General features: G+C 55.5%; 15 protein-coding genes. 4 read left to right on the forward strand and 11 right to left on the reverse strand.

The features are described 5' to 3' along the window. Nucleotides 1–59: 59 nt before the first annotated feature. A complete protein-coding gene (gene pdeH, locus C3708_RS12075) occupies nucleotides 60–833 on the reverse strand; it encodes a cyclic-guanylate-specific phosphodiesterase (RefSeq protein WP_095283824.1) in 774 nt (257 codons plus the stop codon). Between the two features lie 231 nt (nucleotides 834–1,064). Here pdeH and C3708_RS12080 point away from each other — a divergent pair, with 231 nt between their 5' ends. Continuing rightward, on the forward strand, nucleotides 1,065–1,994 hold the full coding sequence (locus C3708_RS12080; RefSeq protein WP_103949432.1) for a sugar kinase: 930 nt from the start codon (nucleotides 1,065–1,067) through the stop codon (nucleotides 1,992–1,994). Nucleotides 1,995–2,136: 142 nt separating this feature from the next. On the opposite strand, the gene C3708_RS12085 is transcribed toward C3708_RS12080, so the two are convergent. The 9 genes from C3708_RS12085 to bcsR all read right to left on the reverse strand — a co-directional run bounded on the left by C3708_RS12085 (nucleotide 2,137) and on the right by bcsR (nucleotide 18,029). Then, entirely contained in the window at nucleotides 2,137–3,627 is a 1,491-nt protein-coding gene (locus C3708_RS12085) for a pitrilysin family protein (RefSeq protein ID WP_103947422.1), read from the reverse strand. A gap of 225 nt (nucleotides 3,628–3,852) precedes the next feature. Beyond that, on the reverse strand, nucleotides 3,853–5,139 hold the full coding sequence (dctA, locus tag C3708_RS12090; RefSeq protein ID WP_095283827.1) for a C4-dicarboxylate transporter DctC: 1,287 nt from the start codon (nucleotides 5,137–5,139) through the stop codon (nucleotides 3,853–3,855). Nucleotides 5,140–5,298: 159 nt separating this feature from the next. Then, nucleotides 5,299–7,317 carry a biofilm formation regulator HmsP gene (hmsP, locus tag C3708_RS12100; protein ID WP_207765890.1) on the reverse strand — a complete coding sequence of 673 codons (2,019 nt, stop codon included), beginning with the start codon at nucleotides 7,315–7,317 and terminating at the stop codon, nucleotides 5,299–5,301. 118 nt (nucleotides 7,318–7,435) lie between these two features. Beyond that, nucleotides 7,436–10,933, reverse strand: a complete 3,498-nt coding sequence (gene bcsC / locus C3708_RS12105; protein ID WP_103949434.1) for a cellulose synthase complex outer membrane protein BcsC — start codon at nucleotides 10,931–10,933, stop codon at nucleotides 7,436–7,438. Beyond that, a complete protein-coding gene (bcsZ, locus tag C3708_RS12110) occupies nucleotides 10,915–12,021 on the reverse strand; it encodes a cellulose synthase complex periplasmic endoglucanase BcsZ (protein WP_103949435.1) in 1,107 nt (368 codons plus the stop codon). Before bcsZ ends, bcsC begins: the two co-directional genes overlap by 19 nt. Nucleotides 12,022–12,027: 6 nt before the next feature. Continuing rightward, nucleotides 12,028–14,451 carry a cellulose biosynthesis cyclic di-GMP-binding regulatory protein BcsB gene (gene bcsB, locus C3708_RS12115; RefSeq protein WP_095283832.1) on the reverse strand — a complete coding sequence of 808 codons (2,424 nt, stop codon included), beginning with the start codon at nucleotides 14,449–14,451 and terminating at the stop codon, nucleotides 12,028–12,030. 10 nt (nucleotides 14,452–14,461) lie between these two features. Then, nucleotides 14,462–17,080, reverse strand: coding sequence for a UDP-forming cellulose synthase catalytic subunit (bcsA, locus tag C3708_RS12120; protein WP_103949436.1), 2,619 nt, complete (start codon nucleotides 17,078–17,080; stop codon nucleotides 14,462–14,464). After that, nucleotides 17,077–17,829, reverse strand: coding sequence for a cellulose biosynthesis protein BcsQ (gene bcsQ / locus C3708_RS12125; protein ID WP_095283833.1), 753 nt, complete (start codon nucleotides 17,827–17,829; stop codon nucleotides 17,077–17,079). Before bcsQ ends, bcsA begins: the two co-directional genes overlap by 4 nt. Nucleotides 17,830–17,840: 11 nt before the next feature. After that, nucleotides 17,841–18,029: a cellulose biosynthesis protein BcsR gene (bcsR, locus tag C3708_RS12130; RefSeq protein ID WP_095283834.1), complete on the reverse strand. Its 189-nt coding sequence runs from the start codon at nucleotides 18,027–18,029 to the stop codon at nucleotides 17,841–17,843. A 175-nt stretch (nucleotides 18,030–18,204) separates the two neighbouring features. On the opposite strand from bcsR, the gene bcsE reads away from it, so the two are divergent. The 3 genes from bcsE to bcsG are packed head-to-tail and all read left to right on the forward strand — an operon-like array spanning nucleotide 18,205 to nucleotide 21,630. Beyond that, entirely contained in the window at nucleotides 18,205–19,767 is a 1,563-nt protein-coding gene (gene bcsE, locus C3708_RS12135) for a cellulose biosynthesis c-di-GMP-binding protein BcsE (RefSeq protein ID WP_095283835.1), read from the forward strand. Continuing rightward, a complete protein-coding gene (bcsF, locus tag C3708_RS12140; protein WP_095283836.1) occupies nucleotides 19,764–19,958 on the forward strand; it encodes a cellulose biosynthesis protein BcsF in 195 nt (64 codons plus the stop codon). Before bcsE ends, bcsF begins: the two co-directional genes overlap by 4 nt. Continuing rightward, nucleotides 19,951–21,630, forward strand: coding sequence for a cellulose biosynthesis protein BcsG (gene bcsG, locus C3708_RS12145; protein WP_095283837.1), 1,680 nt, complete (start codon nucleotides 19,951–19,953; stop codon nucleotides 21,628–21,630). Before bcsF ends, bcsG begins: the two co-directional genes overlap by 8 nt. A 175-nt stretch (nucleotides 21,631–21,805) precedes the next feature. On the opposite strand, the gene C3708_RS12150 is transcribed toward bcsG, so the two are convergent. Then, nucleotides 21,806–22,798: a glycosyl hydrolase family 8 gene (locus C3708_RS12150; RefSeq protein ID WP_095283838.1), complete on the reverse strand. Its 993-nt coding sequence runs from the start codon at nucleotides 22,796–22,798 to the stop codon at nucleotides 21,806–21,808. Nucleotide 22,799: the final 1 nt, after the last annotated feature.

A 22,799-nucleotide genomic window follows, 5' to 3' on the forward strand; every position in this document is an offset into this window, starting at 1 on the left:
CCCCTTTTTATGACCTTGCCTTTCATGAATATAGTCCAGGCGAAGTCAAACAGCAGGGGTTACAAGGTGATAATGACGTTATCTAACGTGTCCATAGGCACCGGACGGGAGAGGAAATAGCCCTGTGCTGCCGCCGCTGGAGAATTCTGCACATCGCGCCACTCTTCAAGCGTTTCGACGCCTTCAACAATCACGCCCTGGCAGTAGCGGTTCATTAGCTGTAGCAGCAAAGTGAACAGGTTCCGGCCTTCCGACGTCTGGCGCAGCATGATGAACAGGTCACGCGCCACTTTAATGTAGTCATAGCGTACTTCGCTTAATGCGGAAAAGTTCGCCATCCCGGTGCCGAAGTCATCCAGCCACAGCGGGCCAAATTCACACATCGAGGCAAATGAGGAATCCTGGGGCAAACGCACATGTTCCACCAGCTCAAAACGCATCCACGGCAGCGAAGCGACCAGCTTTTGCAGCTTAGGATTCTGACGCAGGGCAATCAGGGTTGGGCCGTCTACGTTTACCGACGCCAGAATGTCATGGCGTGCAAAAAACGGCTGCTTTGTTCCCAACATCTCCAGCTGTTCTTCCAGCACATCCAGACGCTGGCGCACGCTCACTTCGGCGAAGTAACGATCAGGAGCGATACGCTTTGCGGGATCGGACGGGTGGGTCACAACGGTTAAGATTTCAATCGCCATGAGCCTGCCGTCAATCCGGTAAATAGGCTGATAAGTATAAGCACGCTCACATTGCAGCCAATAGCGATGCTCCTGCAAGCTTTCAATACTTGCTTCCGGAGTGGTGCTTAGCCGCTGGATAACCTGCTCTGACTTCATTTCAGATGTCCTGTTGAAAAGAGATGACCTGTCTGGACTCGTCAAAGGGTTATCGGCCCAGGGAGTGAGAACTTTATGTCCAGCGGGAAGGGAAAATGAAATTAAGATGACAGAATCTGTCTGGAACGCGCGCTGGCTCAAAAAAAAATTTGGAACGACGTTTTAATATAGTTGACCATAAAAACCCCACAGCGCACACTTACATTAATTTATCTGTTCAGGTTCACGACTATGTCTAAAAAAATTGCCGTGATTGGCGAATGCATGATTGAACTGTCACAAAAAGGCGCGGAAGTTAGCCGTGGTTTTGGTGGCGATACGTTGAATACTTCGGTTTATATTGCACGACAGGTCGCGCCTGAAGCACTTGCCGTCAACTATGTGACCGCGCTCGGTACCGACAGCTTTAGCCAGCAGATGCTGGAAGCCTGGCAGAGTGAAAACGTGGGGACAGCGCTGATTCAGCGGATGGAAAACCGTCTGCCGGGGCTGTATTACATTGAAACCGACAGCACCGGTGAGCGCACGTTCTACTACTGGCGCAACGAAGCAGCGGCCAAATTCTGGCTGGAAAGCGAGAATTCTGCGGCCATCTGCGAAGAGCTGGCGACCTTCGATTATCTCTATCTGAGCGGAATCAGCCTGGCTATCCTGAGCCCTTCCAGCCGTGAAAAATTGCTCTCTCTGCTGCACGAATGTCGCGCAAACGGCGGGAAAGTGATTTTCGACAATAATTACCGTCCACGCCTGTGGGCCAGCCGTGAAGAGACGCAGCAAGTGTATCAGCAGATGCTGAACTGCACCGATATCGCGTTTTTAACGCTGGATGATGAAGATGCTCTGTGGGGTGAGAAACCGGTCGAAGAGGTTATTGCCCGTACGCATCAGGCCGGTGTGAACGAAGTAGTTATCAAGCGCGGCGCGGATTCCTGCCTGGTTTCCGTTAACGGTGAAGCCGTGGTCGATGTGCCAGCGGTAAAATTAGCCAAGCAGAAAGTGGTGGATACCACAGCGGCAGGCGATTCCTTCAGCGCCGGTTATCTGGCGGTGCGCCTGACGGGCGGTACGCCAGCCGAGGCAGCAAAACTCGGTCACCTGACGGCGAGCACGGTGATTCAATATCGCGGGGCGATTATTCCGCGCGAGGCGATGCCGGGCTGAGCCAGTCTGTAAAAAAGCCGGGTGGCGGCTTCGCCTTACCCGGCCTACAAAAAACAAAGCCCGATAGCGATATCGGGCTTTGTTTTCTCCCTCTCCCGTGGGAGAGGGTCGGGGTGAGGGCATCAGCCCGCACACACTTACATTACTGCGCCTGCGGAATATCCGTTGCATCCTGGTGCAAATCATCTGCCGCTGGCTGAGCGGTACGCTCCTCCTGCTTCATGATCCCGTCCCAGGTGGCCTGTAGCTCTTTCACGTTGTATTCCGGCTCGCCTTTCGGCTGGAGCAGAACCAGAGCCATATCCTGAGATAATTGCTGGCGTAGATCCTGATTAATCATCTCGACGCTCAGGCTATTCAGGAAGTCCTGACGCAGCTTCTGATACTGTTCCGGCGCGATATCCACCACCTGATTTTGCAAAGAGCGAATGCGCTGGCTGATCAGGATATCCGTGTCAGTGCGAGCGTAAGTGGCGAACAGCTTTTGCAGCTCAAGATTTTTCTGGGCCACCAGAGCATTGAACTCTTCTTCGCCCAGGCCGTCTTTACGCACTTTCGCCAGCTCTTTGGCAACCACGCCGAGATTAGCGTTCAGCTTATCGTTTGGTGATTCGACGTTGATCGCACACTGCGCACGCTGGAACAGCACGCGGCAGTCGAAACCGATGCCGATATCCTTCGCATTGTTTTTGCTCAGCGTTTGTTGAACGTGCCAGAACAGCGCTTCACGGGCGAGATCCGCACGCCAGTAGCGCAGGAGGGCCGCAGATTCACGAATTGGCTGCCACGGCGTGTCCCACATCAGCGCCAGACGGTCCTGACGCACGGTGTCGGTCATAATGCTCACCGGCTCTGCTCGCAGTGGTGCCAGCGTTGAAACCGGCGCAGGCACTTCACGTTTGCCCTTCAGCTCGCCAAAGGTTTTGCCAATCTGCTCAATCACCGCACGGCTGTCGACGTTGCCGACCACAATCAGGGTCATGGCATCAGGGGTGTACCATTTCTGGTAGAAGGATTTTACCTGCTCGATGTCGACCGGCTGTTTAATCGGCTCGGCCGGATCGTGGCCCAGCAGCGTTGAGCCTTTCAGGCGATAGCGCCACCAGCCGTCTTTGGTGTCAGCCGGCCAGGTCGCCACCATGTCGCTGTTGCTCAGCGCATAGTTAACCGTATCCGGGGTGATCGCCACTTTACCGGCGGTATCGCCCAGCCATGTCAGCGCTTCTTTCAGGAGGTCATTACGGTTATTGGGCAGGCTGAGGTTAAACATGGTGTAGTCGTAGGAAACGACCGCAGGTGGAAGTGGGCGTTTCGGGTCGATGCCCTGTTGCCACAGTGAACGCACCTGAACAGCTTGCAAACTGCCGCTTTGGGTCAGCGCCAGTCGAGGAATAAAGTGACTCAGCCCGCTCTGCTGCGTGCTTTCGGTCAGTGAACCGGTATTAACGGAAAGGCGAATCTCGATGCGATCGCTGGGACGTTGCGGTGTGGCTAAAACCTGCCACTGAAACCCGTTCGCCAGTGTGCCCTGTTGCCAGGCTGGGTCGGGCTGGAGCGTATCTGCCTGCACATAACTGGCTGCTGCCATCATCAGCAAACCGCCGGTTAAGAGTCGAATTTTTGTGCCCTGCATGTAAACCCCTGATCAACATTCCTGGTTAAAAAGAGTGTCGCACTACATTGAGCACTCTTGAAGATAACGTTCAAACACTTCGATTAGACCGCGTGTTCGGCTAAACGTCACGGCGAGAAGTGAAATATACCCGAAAAAAATCTTATCGAAGTATGACAGGTATGAGCAGTTATTATGCGCAGGAGCCCGCTTCCCGACAAGGGCGAACGGGCATAAGTGCTGAATTTATGAGGATAAACCGTGGGATTTGCTCTCTGGCTCGCGATTATTTAGTACATCGTCGAGTTTTTTGTGGTCCAGCTCTTTGACCCATTTCGCGACCACCACTGTCGCCACACCGTTACCGACCAGGTTAGTCAGCGCGCGGGCTTCAGACATAAAGCGGTCAATCCCGAGAATAAGCGCCAGGCCCGCCACCGGAAGATGCCCCACCGCCGAAATGGTCGCCGCCAGGACGATAAACCCGCTGCCCGTCACGCCCGCCGCCCCTTTCGAAGAAAGCAGGAGCACCACCAGCAAGGTTATCTGATGGAAGATATCCATGTGGCTGTTGGTCGCCTGGGCGATGAACACCGCGGCCATCGTCAGGTAGATCGACGTCCCGTCCAGGTTAAACGAGTACCCGGTCGGAATGACCAGCCCCACCACCGATTTACGGCAGCCCAGTTTTTCCATCTTATCGAGCATACGCGGCAGCGCCGATTCGGAGGACGAGGTCCCCAGCACAATCAGAAGCTCTTCGCGAATGTAGCGGATGAATTTGAAAATGCTAAAGCCCGTCGCACGCGCAATACTGCCCAGCACCACGACCACAAACAGAATACAGGTGATATAGAAGCAGATAATCAACTGACCGAGCTGCACCAGGGTGCCGACGCCATATTTACCGATGGTAAAGGCCATCGCCCCGAACGCACCGATAGGCGCGAGACGCATGATCATATTGATGATGCCGAAAATCACCTGCGAGAAGCTTTCAATGACGTTGAAAATCAGCTGCCCTTTGCTGCCCAGGCGATGCAGGGCAAAACCAAACAGCACGGCGAACAGCAGCACCTGCAGGATATTCCCGCTGGCGAAGGCGCCAATCACACTGCCGGGAATGACGTCCAGCAGGAAGGCGACAATGCCCTGGTCTTTCGCCTGCTCGGCGTAAACGGCGACGGCTTTCGCATCGAGCGTCGAAGGATCGACGTTCATCCCCGCCCCCGGCTGTACCACGTTCACAATAATCAGCCCGATAATCAGCGCGATGGTGCTGACCACTTCAAAGTACAACAGCGCAACTGCACCGGTCCGACCCACCGCCTTCATGCTTTCCATGCCAGCGATACCGGTCACCACGGTACAGAAAATAACGGGCGCGATGATCATTTTGATGAGCTTAACGAAGGCATCGCCAAGCGGTTTCATTTGAGCGCCCAGTTCAGGGTAGAAATGGCCAAGCAGAATACCGATGGCAATCGCTGTCAGGACCTGAAAGTAAAGGCTTTTAAAGATGGAGGTTTTCATAGGGTGTCCTTGGGAAGAAAAACCACAGGATTCTTATGGGTAATGCTTTCCTGCGGCTCTAAAATAACACCCGTAAAACATGACAGAAATGAACTTAGATCAAATTTGAAACATGAATGTTAAAAACTGTGTGCTGACTCGTACAAGCCAGCAACAAAGTTAGACTTTTGCGTGGGGATTGTCGTCACTCTTGTCTTCACAGAAGTAACGTTTTTCGAATTCTTCCGCTGGAACGGCTTTCGCAAACAGGAATCCCTGACCGCTTTCGACGCCCGCCTGTGCCAGCCAGTCGCGCTGAGCTTCAGTTTCAACGCCTTCGGCAATGACGTGCAGATTCAGGCTGCGTGCCATCTGGATAATGGCTTCCACCATGCTGCTGTCGTCCGGCAGTCCTTCGACAAAGGTTTTGTCAATTTTCAGCACATCCACCGGCAGTGTTTTCATGTGCTGGAGCTGGCGTAAGCCCGCGTAGCCCATGCCGAAATCATCCAGCGCGATGCGAATACCGGCGTTACGCAGCGGTTTTAAAATCTTCACCGCCTCGTTCGGATCGTCAATACGACGGCTTTCCGTGACTTCCAGAATGAGCGTGTCGGGCTTGATACGGTAACGATTGATCAGCTCCAGCATCTCCGAGACCATCGTCGGATGCATCAGCTGTAGCGCCGAGAGGTTCACCGACAGCGGCATGTTGATGTCACGCTCTTGCCAGGCTGCAAGCTGCCGACATGCCTCTTCCAGTACCCAATAGCCCACCGTCACCATCAGACCGCAGGATTCAATGCGCTCGATAAGCCCTTCAGGCAGCTCCCAGGAGCCGTCCGCCTGCTGCACACGCAGCAGCGCTTCGGCACTTTTCACCTCGCCCGTCGCCAGGTTGACCTGCGGCTGGAGCCAGATCGCAAACTGGTCGTTATCCAGCGCAGTGAGGATATCGCTCTCTTCTGTCAGACGCTGCTGCGCCTTCTCCATCTGTTCCGGCTCGAAGAACTGAATCTGGTTTTTGCCTTTACGACGCGCAGTGAAGGCGGCGGAGAACGCGCGACGATAAAGCTGTTCTGCCGTCAGATCGCCGTAATACATCGCCAGACCAATGCTGGCGCTCGGGCGCAACTGGATGCCCTGAATCGGTAAGCGCTCATTAATGACAGTGAGCACTTGCTGACCTAATGTAATCGCGTGCCACGGCTCTTTCACGCCGTGGGCCAGAATAACGAAGTCGTAGCCGCTCACCTGAGTCAGAACCATGCGCGGTGCCAGCACCGACTTGATTTTCTCCACTAGCGTGAGCAGCAGAATTTCACGCTGGCTCTCTTTCAGTACGCCCGCCGTATCCTGCAAGGTTTCACAGGCGACAGCCATCAACGCGGTGGTTTGCTGGCGTGCGACAGTTTGTTCCAGCAGAGCCATCAGGAAGGCTTTGTTAGGCAGTTCGGAGACCGGGAAGCGGGTCGCATTGCTGTTCAGCTCATCGTGCTGACGCAGCAGGCGCTGCTGGTTGATATTGTAACTGCGCACCAGCATGCCGATTTCATCGTCATGGTGCAGGCGCGGCAGTGTGAGCTGGTGTCCGACCTGGTCCTGCGGCGCCAAATTATCCAGTTCACGGGCAATTTTACGCAGCGGGTGGACGATCAGCCGGTTGATGCACCAGGTCAGAGCCACGGTGAGGATCAGCGTCAAAAGTAAGTAAGTGGTCACTAACGTGGAAATCCAGCTCATGACAAACTTATGCATACGATACGCGTCGGCCTGCAACACCAGATAGGCCAGCGGCTGAGGGTTAGCCGGGCGTTCGAGGGAATAGAGCGGGAGCGAGATTTGTACCGGCAGCTCAAATAAGCGCATGGTCATCATCGGAACCGGACGCTCGGGAATAAAGCTCATCCGCAGCGCCTGGAATTGATTGGGTAACACCACATCCGCGCGGCTTACGATCCCCGCTGGCTGAATGCGCTGTATGATAGTTTCTGCTTCGGGGATATCCCCTTTAAGAATGGCGGCAGACAGCGGTCCACGGACCGATCGGGCAATACTTTCCAGTTGCGAAGCCGTGTTGTAGCGATTCTGCTGTACGGAATGAAACAGCAAAATAACGCAAAAGATGAATACAAACACCATAGTGACGGCTGAAACCATCGCCATTTGTTTGATAGTTAAAGAACGGCTGACACGCAAATTGACTCTCCACAAAACCCGAAGCATAGGGTAACAAAACGTTACCCTATTCCCGGCAGAGTATACCCGATTGCGGCGCTTTTAAGAGAGGCTAAGAATTCTATTATGGATAATTCCGTTACCAGTCCGCGTAAGGGATAAGCGGTTGCGGAGGCAAGTCCATATCGCCCTGCCAGCCCGCCGCAGAGTAGCGCACGTAAATCAGCGCATGGCTCGGGGTGTAATCTTTGGCCTCCTGGATATCAACACCAAGACCGACAAACCAGTTCGACGTCACGCGACGTTCGATAATCGCCCGCGCGGTATAGCCGGTTCCGGACGAGCTGCTGCCTTTTTCCGGCTCTTTCTTGTCGGAATACATTAGCTCATCGTTCGCATCGTAGTTATCGTTCGGAATCAGACCCTGAATCGGATAGCGCATCCCGTCTTTGGTTTTGGAATGCGACCAGGAGACCGAACCGCCCAGCTCCCATGACCAGTTTTCCGTGCGTTTACGCCAGGTAACCGGCAGCGCGAAGGAGACGTACTCCTGCGGGCTGTAATAGCCGCCCTGTCCCAGAGAATAAGAGCTCAGGTCTTTATCGTAATGCCAGAGCATATTTGATACGCCCACCGTCAGGCGCTCGTTATTGTCGTTGATAAGCTTGTAGTAATAGCCGGTCATCCAGCGGATACGCCAGTTGTCCTCGACGTTTTTGCCCTGCAAAGAGTCCATATTCAGACTTGACCAGACGCCGTTGGCTTCGCCTTTGTCGTAGCTGACGCTCACGCCACCGCCCGTAGCGCGCACGCCGCCCCAGGTGGTGCCGGTATTGGGATCTTTTTGTCCGGCAAAGGCCAGCAATGAGCTGGAGATAGGACGACGATGGGCATTCAGGGTGTAACCAATCGGGCCGAGATCGTTGCTGTAGCTCAGACCGCCAACCACATCGACGACGTCAAAGCCCATCGGCGTGGTGCCGATATCCATCTCCCAGGTTTTATTCTGCCAGCCCACGGCCACACTTGCGCCGTTCTGTTTCTGGCTGGTGTTGCCGCTGCACGGCGTCGCCGCACAGGTGCCCCATTTCGGATCGTAGGTGCCATCTTTGGTATCAAACGAACCGGCATCCATGTTCACCATATCGCTACGGAAGAACATCCGCCCGTCCGACAGCGGCGCGTCCACCTGCAGCATGGTGGTGTGGGCCTTCAGGTCGGAATAGCCACCCGTTCCGCTCGAACCCCAAAAGTCATGTTGCAGGGTGACATTCAGATCCTGCTGCTTGTAGAGATCGGCCGCATCGCTGCGCACGCCGCGTTTCAGCCAGTCGTCTTTTTCGTCATTACGCGTCAGGCGGGTAAAGCTGTCGTTATCTGCAGGACGCGTCGTGGTGACGCCAGAGGCCACCATCGCATCTTTGTAAGTATCCAGCGCCTGCTGCGGCTGACCGCTTTGCGCCTGGAAGTTGGCCGCATCGCGCAGGACCAGCGCGCTTTCCATCGACGGCGGCTGCGATTTCGCCTGCGGAATAATTTTGTTGAAGGTCTGCTGCGCAGCGGCAGTATCGCCGAGATCGGACTGCACGCGCGCCACGCGGCGCTGCATGTTGATCGATGGCGCTTCGCCGTTCTGCCCGGCCGGCAGTTTCGCCAGTTCAGCGCGGGCCGCGTCTTTGTTGCCTTCCGCGATATACACTTCCGCCAGGCCCAGCAGCGCGTCTTCGTTTTGCGCTTCGCGTTGCAGGACGGCGTTGTACGCCGCTTTCGCCGAGGTGTTATCCCCACGCTGTTGCGCCCAGTCCGCCAGCGTTAGCTCGATACGAGTGGACGGCGGTTGTTGGCGTAATAGCGTTTCCGCCTCGCGCTCCTTGCCGCTATCACGCAGGCGATTGGCCGTTTCCAGCACCTGATCGCTTTGTAATCTGTCCGACAGTTCCTGAATGTTGCCGTTCCACTTCTCGCGTGGGAGGGTATTCAGATGCGCGAGCGCGGCGCGATCCTGACTGTTGCCGGAGAGGTATAACCCGTAGGCATAAACCTGTTCCGGGTCGGCGGGCTTTTGGCTGGCCAGCTGGCGCATCAGCGTGTCCGCCTGGCTGTGCTGCCCGGCGCTGTAGAGATCGCGCGACAGGCGATAGGTTATCCACACATCGCCCGGAGAAAGCGCCAGACGACGACGCTGAATTTCGGCTGCCTGCGCAAATTTGCCCTCATTTTCCAGCTGTTCCGCCTGGGCAGATAATCTGTCGTTGGTCAGGCTGCGCTCGATATCATCAATGCTGCGGCGCTGGCTGGCAGAAAGCGAGCGGATAAACTGGTCGGCTTTTTCGGGTGATTCGGCGCGATAAATATTCGCCAGCCCGCGCACCGCATTGCTGTTGCCGCTGTCCATCCGCAAGGCCTGACGATAAAAACGCTCGGCGGCAGCGTTATCTTTGCGCGCCACGGCGGCATCACCGAGGCCGAGCACCGCATAGCTGTCGGTGTTGTCGATATTACGCGCCTGCTGATAGTAGCGTTCCGCCTGTGGAACATTGTTCGCCTTCAGCGCCGCATCACCCTGCTGGATCAGCAGCCAGTAGCGGTTCACCTTCAGCAGACTGTCCCATTTACCCCGATTGTCGCTCTGCGGATCGAGAGCGATCGCTTTTTCAAACTGCGCCACCGCGCGAGCACGATCGCCGCGCTGAGAATAGGCTTGTCCGAGTGCGCCCACCGCTTCACTGTCGGCATGGTTAGCGCTGACCGCCTGTTGCAGGTCCGAAACCGCTGCGCCACCTTTTCCTGCTTCCACGGCGGCCAGCCCTTCGGCTTTGGCGCGGAAGGCCGGATCGGCCAGCTGTTTTTGTTGAGCTTCAAGCTGCGAACGCGCGGCGGTCACGTTATCGCCCGCGCTGAACACCTGCAGGTAATCCTGCAATGCTTTGACGCTGGCCGAGCTAACGGGAAGATCTTTGATCTGCTGATACCAAAGACTGGAGGCCGCTTCGCGCCCGGAATTCGATTTTGCCATCTGCTCAAGCACAGCAAATCCCTGATCGCGGCGTCCACTCTGGAACAGTAGCTGCGCCAGCGTGTTTTGCAGATCCGTGTTGCCAGGATTACTGATGTTGAGGCGTCGGAGATGATCAATCGCTTCGCTACGGCGAGACGGATTTTTCGCGACCACCGTCCAGTATTCTGTCGCCAGAGCATCGTCAGGAGGATTCCCGGCAAACATTTTGTCGTACGCGTCGATGGCTTCCTGCGTATGGCCAGTCGTCGCCAGCAGGCGTGCCTGTTGCAACGATTGACGCCCTTCCGGGGTCGAGAGCAGCATCGCATTTTGCGAGGATTTATAGGCACTGGAACTCGGGGCCAGCCCTTTGAGACGGTCTAACTCTTTTTGCGCTCCGGCGTTATCGCCCTGCCGCAACAAATAGCGGAAACGCGCGGCGATCACATCTGGATTATTCGGATCGATAAGCTCCAGACGGTACAGCGACTGGCGAACCAAATCTTCGCGGTGGGTCGATTCGCCGAGACGAACCTGTTCCAGCAGCTGTTGCTGTTGCGGAGAATTGGCGGCTTGCGCCAGCGGCATCAGCGTTAAGCCGAGCGATAAACTGAGTAAACTTAATGAGAACTTGCGCATTCCTGGCCCCAGTCAGGGTGTAATTCACCCTTTGCGGTAAAGCGAAAACGGTGCTGATCCCATCCTTGTCCGAACAGAGTCAACACGTAGCTGTAATAGGCGTCGTTACCGGGAAAACGATCGGCCACGCGCTGGCGTTGTACCGCTTGTGCGTCGCGATCCTGTAAAAACGGCAGCAGCGAAGCAGAGAAACCGACCGGGCCATCACCCGTGGTTTTACCGCTGGCGACATCGACTTTCTCCGGCGGAACGCCTTTTTTCGTTGTAAGCGTGGTCATGGGTTTAAAACGTGTCAGCAGTCGCGCTTTCTGCGGGTCCCGGTCGTGCAACATGCCCGCCCAGAGATACACGCGAACCGCATCGTAACTGCCGATAAACGTTTTTTCTGGCTTCAGCTGCCAGCCCTTATTTTTTTGATACTGCACCCAGTCAGGTGAGAACCCTTTTGGCGCGGTTTCCAGCAGCAGGCGCAAATTGGTTTCACGAAGCGTGGTCCAGGGTGCGCCAAAACGGGTGAAATAGTTCGCCAACTGTGGCGGGAGATAGCTTGGGTTGAAGCGCCAGGAAGTCTCTTCGGCAAAACCGATTTTACCGGGCAGCAACATTAAACCCAGTCCAGGCACTTTGACCACTTCTTCGTGGGCAATGCGCTTGAGCAGCGCTTTTCCGGTGGCGGTGTAGTCCGGCGCTTTCCATAAACGCCCCGCTTCCAGCAGCGACCAGGCAATCCAGATATCGGCGTCTGATGCCGAATTGCTGTCGATCACCGCCCAACTGTTTTTCTCTTTTTGTCCCCACAGCCAGGCGGGAAGATGCTGGCTCAGATCGCCCTGTGCAAGGTTGTCGCGCGTCCAGTCGAGCAGAAGATCAAAGGTCTTACGGTCGTTTGCCGCGAGGGCAAAGAACAGCGCGTAGCTTTGCCCTTCGGAGGTGCTGATTTTGCGCGCGTCACTGGGATCAATGACGCGCCCTCCTTCGCTGATGTAGTCCTTCTTAAACTGCTCCCAGGCCGGCCAGGTGCAGGCGGCGCGAACGTTCGCCGCCGCCATTACCATAATTGCCATCACACACCAGCGAAACGCTTTCATCGCCCGTTACTCACGATCCGAATGCAGACGACGACGGCTGATGATACGCAGCAGACGCCACATGACCCATGCCAGCAGCACAACGCTGATTGCCGCGAATATCGCTAACAGCACCGGGTGGTTGGACAGGGCATACCACAGGCGCTCGAACCACGGCAGGTGACCGACGTAGTAAACATCGCCGACGCGCAGGCTGTTGACGCCGGATTCACGAATCACCGACACCGAACCAAACATGGCGGCACGCTTGCCGCTGTCATTCATTGCGCTATTCAGCAATTCATAACCGCGCGGGCTGTCCGCCAGCAGCGCGATAACGCTGCGCTGATCGTTATACGGAGACTGGAAGCCGACAATCGCCGCCATCGGGCCTTGTGAACTGACGTTGGTCTGAACACTGGCTTCGCGGTCGGCTTTATCCGGCATGATGCTTGGGAAGTCGGTCTGGCGCAGCGGCGTGTTAACCCAGGATTCGGTTGCATGGACCAGCAGGTCGATACGTTTGTCGTCTTTCAGTTTATCCGGGATGTTGCCGATGACCATGATGTCGGCATCTTTGCCCTGAATCTGGCTGCCATCATCGGTCAAGGTAACGTTAATCGCCGGTAATCCGGTTTGCGCACCCACGGACGCCATCGCATCGAGCAGCGTCGAGACCTGGCCTTCGTTTGGCGTTTTTGGCATCACGACAATGGTTTCAGACAGGTCTGCCATGCGGCTGAACGGGAAGCTGGCGTTGGCAAACGCGCGCAGATCCGGCAGGGCGATAAAGTGGTAATACTTCGAGAAGTCGATCGTGGAATCGTCACCGATCACCACATGGTTCGCCACCGGCTGGAAGGTGATGCAGTTATCCACCGACCCGCCAGGCATTGGGTTCATGTACTGGAAATCAAAGCGCAGCTGATTCACCGCGCCCAGTTTCAGTGCCGGAATGGAGACGTCCGTTTTACCGTCCAGCAGCCCCTGAAGTACCGGCAGGCGCAGCAGCAATTTGTTGGTGTCCTGGCTGCTGGTCAGCGGGAAGGATTGCAGGAACTGGTTGTTCAGGCTGATATCCATCCGCGAGCTGTCTTTGGTCGGCGGTGCGGTATAGCGGTAGTTCAGATCAATATCGATCCCGTTGCTGCGCAGCAAATACAGATCCGGCGGCAGATTCAGCGAGACGTTAATCGCTGAAGGTTCGAGGCCCGTTGACTGGAGCTGTTCCTCATACGTTTTCAGCTCGCCAAACGTCACGGCGCGATCGGTGCGGATCCAGTTCGGCGCATCGTAAGGTTTACGCGCCAGCAGCGGTTTCACTTCGCCAATGGCAACGCTGTTGCCACGGAACAGAACGTTACCCTGCGCAATACCTTTCGCGGCCTGCAACAGATCTTTGTCATCACGACCAAAGACCACTAACAGCTTCACATACGGTTTATCAGGATGACTCATCATTTCGACGGTCGGCCCTTTCACCTCAGGATGATCGCGCAGGAACGCCGGGCGTTTGTCGTTGGTGGCAAACACAATGGCGTTTCTTTCCGGCAGTTGGTCGAACAGCACCGGGAAGGTCTGACCGCGCCAGCCGGAACGAGAACCAAACCAGGAGGTGACGATGGTCGCCGCCTGCTGTTGGGCAATATCCGGCGAACCCGCGAACACGATCGGCAGCGTTAACGGGCGATTGTCGCGTGGATCAAAGAACGGGATTGGGAACGCGGAGAGATCGTTTTTCACCGCCAGCGTCTGGTATGTCATGCTCAGGGAGGAGTTGCGACCGACGTCCATCCACAGCGTACTGCTGGCCGGGTTTTCACAGACGTCACGATAATGGCCGACAAATTCGAGGCGCACGCGGTTAAAGTCGGTGATAAACAGCGGGTTGATCGGCACCTGCGCCAGCGTTTTTTGTCCCAGCTGTTCTTTGGTGACCGGCAGTACACCCATCAGTTCGTCGTTGAGATAGACCTTCAGCTGCGACTGCACCGGCAATAGGGATGGCGACGGCGTGTATTCCAGATTCAGCAGCGCGCTGGAGACCACTTCATCGCTGCGCATACCAAACTCAACGCCACCGTTCGGGTTGATGCCGCGCAGAACCATACTGCCCGGAGGCGGCGCTATCTGCGCGAAAGTGAGTTTCACGTCACGCGATGGCGTGTTATCCGCAACAATCGGTGCGTTCGCCCCCTTCACGCCCGGCATCACCTGGCCCACCGCCTGAGCACCCGTCGGCGTTCCCGGAAGCGTATTGCCTTCAGTTGGCTGGTTAGGCACCACGTTTTCAGTTTGCGCAGGCGCGGCGGTCGCAACCGCCTCGTCCGCTTGCGCGACGACTGGTACGGTCGGTGCAGGTGAATTATCAGGCGCTGCCTGAGCCATCATTGCGGGCAGCGCACTCATCCCAACCGCCACAGCACACATCCAGGAAAGTTTTCTTTTCATCGCGTTATCATCATTGTTGAGCCATAACCGGGTCCGGTTGTTGTTCCGCCTCATCCCGCTCAGGGCGACGAGGGATAAACGACACCACCCAGGAAACCAGCGAGGTAAGTGATCGGAAAATAATTTTCACTGACGACGGAGCAAATTCTGCAAGGTGGCGATAACCACGGAACCCCAACTTCAGAATATCCAGCAAACTTTCCAGCGGTTTATCTTCCGGGAAGCTGTCCTGCCAGAGCGCCCACGTATCCGCGCGGGCAAACGTACACTGCACAAAATCGATATGTTGTTTCTTAGTCAGCGGCATCAACTGCAGACCCACCTCATTGCCCAACACACGCACGACCTGCGTCGGGAATACGTACTCCTGCTGGCCGCGCTTGAGCAGTAATTTCACCTTCTGCCCTTCCAGCACTTTTGCGTTGCCGTTGATCTTGATGCCTAAACCGCCGTCGGAGAAATCGTGAACGGTACAGGAGAACAGATGGCCATCTTCACGGGCAATCGCCGCTGGCATGGAGATTTCGACGCGATGTGCGCGGCGCACCTGTTTGCTTTCTACCGACACCGCCACCGCGCCGCCGAGAATAATCAGGTTGTAGAAGACCCACGCAAGACTGACGAACACGGTCAGCACTTCGTTTTCCGGGCCGTAGAAGTAGCGCCAAATCCCCACCAGCACGCCGACAATATTCAGCAGCACGAGGAAAATGTACGGACGGGAGATTACCCAGTCGACATACTCCTCTTCCACCAGGCCACCTTTGGCGGTGACGTTAAATTTACCTTTGTGCGGGTTAATCAGCGCCACCAGCGTCGGCGGAGCGATATACCAGGCCAATACCGTTTCGTAGATTTCACTCCAGAACGAATGGCGATATTTGCCCTGAATCTTCGAGTTCGTCAGGCTGGCGTGGATCATGTGCGGCAGAACGAACAGAGCAATCATCAGCGCCGGAGCAAAGATGATGTACGCGTGCAGCAGCAGGAACGCCAGCGGCGCGGTCAGGAAGATCAGCCGCGGAATACCGGACAAGAAGTGGAACATGGCGTTGACGTAACACAACCGCTGGGCCAGTTTCAGCCCTTTGCCCGTCAGTGGGTTATCAAGACGGAAGATTTGCACCATGCCTCGCGCCCAGCGAATACGCTGGCCGATGTGCGCCGATAAGGATTCGGTCGCCAGTCCCGCCGCCTGCGGAATGCGCATGTAGGCCGAAGTGTAGCCGCGACGGTGCAGACGCAAAGAGGTGTGCGCATCTTCAGTGACCGTTTCGACAGCGATACCGCCAATTTCGTCCAGCGGTTTACGGCGAATCACCGCACAGGAACCGCAGAAGAAGGTGGCATCCCACATGTCGTTCCCGTCCTGCACCAGGCCGTAGAACAGCGTGCCTTCGTTCGGCGTTTTACGAAAACGCCCGAGGTTACGTTCAAACGGGTCCGGTGAGAAGAAGTGGTGCGGGGTCTGCATCATCGCCAGCTGCTTCTCTTTCAGGAACCAGCCCATCGTCATTTGCAGGAACGAGCGCGTCGGCACGTGGTCGCAGTCAAAAATCGAGACAAATTCAGCCGTGGCGTACTTCAGCGCGTTGTTGATGTTCCCGGCTTTCGCATGTTCATGCGTGGTACGAGCGATGTATTTCACCCCGACGCTGTCGGCAAACTGGCGAAATTCCTCGCGACCACCGTCGTCCAGAATCCAGATATTGAGCTTGTCTTTCGGCCAGTCGATGCCGAGCGACGCATAAATGGTGTTTTTCACCACGCTCAGATCTTCGTTATAGGTCGGAACGAAAATATCCACCGACGGCCACTGCGTGGTGTCTTTTGGCAACGGTACCGGCTGGCGATTCAGCGGCCAGACGACCTGGAAATAGCCCAACACCAGCACGATCCACGCGTAGGTTTCCGCGAACAGCAGAATCAAACCGCAGGTCAGACTGACCGGATCATCCCAGTTCAGCGTGGAAGTGTAGCGCCACCAGATGTAGCGGCAGGAAACGGTCAGCGACAGCACGATCAGCATCAGCGCCGAGAAACGCCCAGGAATACGCCGCACCAGCAACGCCACGCCCCACAGCAGCATCAGGAAGATAAACTGCGCCAGCGGGTTAAACGGCTGAGTGATACACACCAGCGCCAGAATGAGCGAGAAAACGACGATCACCCCAAGGATAACTCGCCGCAATGTGGGGTGCAGATGCCCCAGCTCTTTTTGCTTATCCAGATGGCTGGTCTGGTCGCTGACGCGCGACGGCAGATCTTCCAGCCACTGATGGTAACGACCACGCAGATTCTTAAAGCGACCCGCGCTGCGCCAGCGTGGTGTGGATTTTTCCTGCTTCGGGCTGCTCGCAATCAGCCACAGAGCCTGAATAGCGTAACGCGCAGGATCGAGAGGCCGTGGACGGTCAGGATCAAGATGCGGATACAACTCGCGATGACGTGCGCGAATACGCTGCCAGCGCGGGTGTTCAAGCGGGATAAACATCCACGCCAGAATCATCCAGAAACAGCCGAGCGCGGCGCTAAATGCGGACGAACCGTGACGACGATAATTATGGTAACGCTCGCTTAAGCGCGCGCTAACGGGTGGGATGAGCAACCAGTTGGACAGCCGACTCATAGGTGCCCTCCAGCGGGCTCCGGGCGACCGGTATAGTGCAGCAAGCACCAGTTCGCCAGGGTGAGGATCTCTTCAGCCGCCAGCGAATCGCTACGGTATTCACCCAGAGGTTGCTTGGACGCCAGGCATTCGGCCAGAGCTTCATCGCGATGAATCACCATCGGCAGCAGGCGGCGCTGGCTTTGCAGCCAGACCTGATACAAATCGTCCTGAATTTGACTGCTCAGACGTAAATCGTTGATCAGAATATGCGCCCCGTTCGGCAATACCTGTTGATGCAGGCGAATATGGCAGTTGGCATCGGCGTTAACGATGGTGAGCGTGTGATCGCAGTGTTCAATGAGCTGGCGAGTGAGCGGCGAGAATCCGCTCGGCAGATCGAGCAAAATCCATTGGTAGTGGCTTTTTTCCTGCAACAGTTGCAGGGCATCGGCGAAATAGCCCAGCGTGCCAAAGCGAGTATACATCGACTCTTTTTCGCTGGCGGTCAGTTGGCCGAAAGGCAGAACATCTAACTGAGAAGTGTAACGTTGGGCGGTATCACGCCAGTCCCGACCGTCGAGGAGCGCGCGCGCCCAGCCGTCAGACGTATCGTAATCGACGTTAAAAGACATGCGCAGCAAATTATCAGGGCAAGCATCAATCACCAGTACCGATTCACCCAATATCTGCAATGCCCATCCCAGCGCGGCGGTTATTGACGTGGTGCCGACGCCGCCACGAATGCCCTGTAATCCAAGTATGGCCATCAATGGCTCCCTTATTGTTGACGGGCAAATTCAGCTAATAAAGGCCAGCGCTTAATCGCTGCCGCCAGCTGTTCTCGCTGGGAAATATCGGTGTAATCTATTTCAGGCAATGAAAAAGCCTGACTCAACGCCAAAAAATCGTTTTGGAATGTGTAACCAAGGCCAGAATCAACCGGCATTGCTGGTTCGTTATTATGCATTTTAGTTTCATCCCTTTATTAAATCTAAACGAACAACAGACGTAGCACGGCTTCCTTCCCACAAAAATTCATTCATATGCTAAATCTGATGGTCTTTAATTTCAATGTTAGGTTTATTTCTGTGCTTTCGCTAGTAAACTGAGATACAGGTAAATTAGTCGCAAAGAGGGACATCGTGAACCCCATATTTTCAGTTGGTATCCAGTCATTATGGGATGAATTGCGCCACATGCCAGCCGGCGGAGTCTGGTGGATCAGTACGGATCGCAATGAAGATGCCATAACCCTGGTAAATCAAACAATTGCAGCGCAAGAGAAAAGCGCAAAAGTCGCTGTTGTGACGATGGGTGAGAATCCCCGCAAAATCATTAGCCTTACTGATACACAAGGGCCGGATAACGTCCGCTTATTTTCCATGCCAAATGAGGCCAATGGTCTATACTTTTTGCCCCGCGATATTCAATGTAGCGTTGATCCTCATCATTATTTAGTGGTGCTAAAATGCGCGAATAACGCATGGCAAAATATATCCATCGAAAAATTGCGACAGTGGCTGGAAAACGTCAATAAATGGGCGCGCGATCAAAATTGCACGCTGTTGGTTATCAGTCCTGGCAGCAATAATGATAAGCAGTTCTCATTTTTAATGAGCGAATATCGTTCTCTGTTTGGTCTTGCCAGTATCCGACATCAGACTGATAGCCATCTTTACGATATTGCTTTCTGGTGCAATGAAAAAGGCGTCAGTGCACGACAACAGCTCACGCTGAAGCATATTGATGGCGAGTGGCATTTAGCCCAGCAGGAAGAAACCGTCGTCCAGCCACGCAATGATGAAAAACGCATTCTGAGCCACGTGGCGGTATTAGAAGGTGCGCCTGCCCTTTCTGAATACTGGTCTTTGTTTGACACCAACGAATCACTCTTTAATGAAGCCCGCACCACGCAGGCCGCCACGATTGTCTTTTCGCTGACCCAAAATAATCAAATTGAGTCGATGGCGCGGCAAATCCATACCCTGCGCCGTCAGCGCGGTAGCGTGCTGAAAATCGTCGTACGCGAGAACAATACCAGCCTGCGCGCCACCGATGAACGGCTGCTGCTGGGCTGCGGCGCAAACATGGTCATCCCGTGGAATGCCCCGCTCTCTCGCTGTCTGACGCTGATTGAAAGCATCCAGGGCCAACAGTTTAATCGCCATGTGCCGGAAGACATCTCAACGCTGCTCTCGATGACGCAGCCGCTAAAACTGCGCGGCTATCAGAAGTGGGATACGTTCTGCGACGCGGTGAGCAACATGATGAACAACACGCTGCTACCGGCTGATGGGAAAGGAGTGATGGTTGCATTGCGTCCAGTTCCTGGCATCCGCATCGAGCAAGCGCTGACCTTATGCCGTCCAAACCGCACCGGGGATATCATGACCATTGGCGATAATCGCCTGGTACTATTTTTATCCTTCTGTCGCATCAACGACCTTGATACCGCCCTTAACCACATCTTCCCGCTGCCGACCGGAGATATCTTCTCCAATCGCATGATTTGGTTCGAAGACAACCTGATCAGCGCCGAAATCGTGCAGATGAAAATGCTGGAACCGGAACAATGGGGAAAACCGCTGCTGGTCGCGAGCGACAGCAAACCGGTGCTGAACGCCACCCACGATGGGCACGTCTGGCGTCGGGTTCCTGAGCCGCTGCGGTTACTGAGTGATGCAGAGGAGAGAGCATCATCATGAACAACACTGACATTATTCAACTCGTGATTTTGTGCGCGATTATCTTTTTTCCGCTTGGCTACTACGCGCGCCATTCATTACGCCGTACCCGCGATACGGTGAGACTGCTGTTTGCAAAACCTCGCTATGTTAAATCAGCCGGAACATTGAAACGGGCTTCAAACGTCAAGGCAAACCGAAAACATGACTAATTCTACCTATACCGCTTCGGCACCTTCGCCGCTTTGGCAGTACTGGCGCGGCCTTTCCGGCTGGAACTTCTACTTTCTGGTGAAATTTGGCCTGCTCTGGGCGGGCTATCTCAATTTCCATCCGCTGCTGAACCTGGTGTTTATGGCATTTTTGCTGATGCCGATTCCAAACCTGAAGCTGCACCGTCTGCGCCATTGGGTGGCGATCCCGGTAGGTTTCGGCTTGTTCTGGCATGATACCTGGCTGCCTGGCCCGGAAAGTATCATGAGCCAGGGTTCGCAGGTTGCGGGCTTTAGCAGCGATTATCTCCTCGATCTGACCGAGCGCTTTATCAACTGGCAGATGATTGGCGCTATTTTCGTGCTGCTGATTGCGTGGCTGTTCCTGTCCCAGTGGATCCGCGTCACGGTGTTCGTGGTCGCGATTATGATCTGGCTGAACGTCCTGACGCTGGCAGGCCCGAGCTTCTCCTTGTGGCCTGCGGGTCAACCGACGACGACCGTCACCACCACGGGCGGCAGTGCGGCACCAACGGTCGCTACCGCTGGAGATACGGCAGTGATTGGCGATATTCCGGCACAGACTGCGCCGCCGACCTCCACCAATCTTAACGCCTGGCTTTCCAGTTTCTACAACGCGGAAGATAAGCGTCAGACCAAATTCCCGGCGTCATTGCCCGCCGATGCGCAGCCGTTTGAGCTGCTGGTGATTAACATCTGCTCCCTGTCATGGGCAGACGTGGATGCTGCCGGACTGGCGTCGCATCCGCTGTGGAAGCATTTCGATATTCAGTTCAAAGATTTTAACTCAGCGACCTCTTATAGCGGCCCGGCGGCGATTCGTCTGCTGCGCGCCAGTTGCGGTCAGCCGTCGCATAAAAACCTGTATCAGCCTGCGGGCAACCAGTGCTACCTGTTCGATAACCTCGAAAAACTGGGCTTCTCTCAGCACCTGATGCTGGGTCATAACGGCGTGTTTGGCGACTTCCTGAAAGAAGTGCGTGAAAACGGCGGGATGCATGCGCCGCTGATGGACCAAACGGGCCTACCGGTGCCGCTGCTGGGCTTTGACGGTTCGCCAGTTTATGACGATACCGCCACGCTGCAACGCTGGCTGCAAACGGTCGGCAAAGAAGATAACGCCCGTAGCGCGACCTTCTACAATACCCTGCCGCTGCACGACGGGAACCACTATCCGGGCGTGAGCAAAACGGCGGATTACAAGGTTCGCGCGCAGAAGTTCTTCGATGAGCTGGATGCGTTCTTCACCGAGCTGGAAAAATCAGGCCGCAGAGTGATGGTGGTGGTGGTACCAGAACACGGTGGCGCGCTGAAAGGCGACAGAATGCAGGTTTCTGGCCTGCGCGATATCCCAAGCCCGTCCATTACCAACGTTCCTGCTGGGATTAAGTTCTTCGGTATGAAAGCGCCGCATCAGGGCGCACCAATTGAAATCACTCAGCCAACCAGCTATCTGGCGATTTCTGAACTGGTGGCACGTGCGGTAGACGGGAAGTTGTTTGTCGAAGACAGCGTGAACTGGAATCAGCTCACCAGCGATTTACCGCAGACAGCGGCAGTCTCTGAAAACGCCAATGCGGTGGTGATTCAGTACCAGGATAAGCCGTATGTTCGGTTGAATGGCGGAGATTGGGTGCCGTATCCACAGTAGGGTGCGGTCATTTTCCCCTCACCCTAACCCCCTCCCAAAGGGAGAGGGGACTGTCCGGTTTCTCCCTCCCCTGTGAGAGAAGGAACCTCCCTCTCCCTGTGGGAGAAGGAATAGTCCGGTTTCTCCCTCTCCCTGTGGGAGAGGGCCGGGGTGAGGGCACCAGAGCGCACAACAGCTACTGCCCCGACACCCACACCAGCATCTTCAGACTCGCCGAATAATAATCATCCTTCGCTGTGATCTCCGGTTCGCTCATCGGCTGCCCCATCGTTAAATCACGTACCGCCAAAAGCCCGCCTTCCATCATGTATGGCGCGTATTCATTGGTCGTGACATTCACCCAGGCAGGCGTTTTCTCGCGGCTGAACTGACCAAACCAGCTGCGCCACGGTGTAAGCAGCGGGCTTTGCGGATTGAACCAGTGAACATATAGCGGAATGCGGATCGCATCGTAGCTCATGCGCGGCGGCCACGCTTTGGCGGGAGTGAACTTACCGCCCGCCGAAAGGGAAACCCAGTCGGTCGGCAGATTAGCGTTACCCGAGCCCATTTTTGCGAGCAGCGTTTGTCCGTCTTTGATCAGTTCGCGCCACACCTGCAGATGGCTACGATCAGCAAACGCCTGCCAGGCAGGGAAGATAAAGTACGAGGGATTGAGGATCACTTCGCTGTTGAGGTTAAACCCCTGCGCACCGGGCAGCATCACGCGTTGCCCGGCATAGCGAATCACCGTATGCGCCACCAGCGCTTTGGTGATGGCATCGGAGGCGTCGCTGTAGCGTTTGTCATGCCAGCGGGCGTCGGCTTTTAACAACGCCCAGGCGATCATGGTATCGCCATCGGTGGCATCATTTTTATCGGTAATTGGGTCTGGTTCGACGGGATTGTAGCGCCAGTAAAACAGGCCGTTCTCTTTGTTCGCAAGCGTACTGTTCGTCCACTGCCAGAGCTTATCAAACGCCGCTTTATCGTCGCTTGTTACCGCCATCAGCATGGCGAAACCTTGCCCTTCCGTGTGGGATACGTTGCCGTTGCCGGTATCAACGATGCGGCCATCGGGCATTAAAAAGCGTGCCTTATAGCTCTCCCAGGCCTGACCGGCCTGAGAAAAGGGCGAGAAACAGAGACTCATCATGACCGCCAGTGCGGCACATGCGGGTTTTCTCATC

The sequence above is a fragment of the Lelliottia sp. 7254-16 genome (assembly GCF_002922995.1).
GTDB lineage: Bacteria > Pseudomonadota > Gammaproteobacteria > Enterobacterales > Enterobacteriaceae > Enterobacter > Enterobacter jeotgali.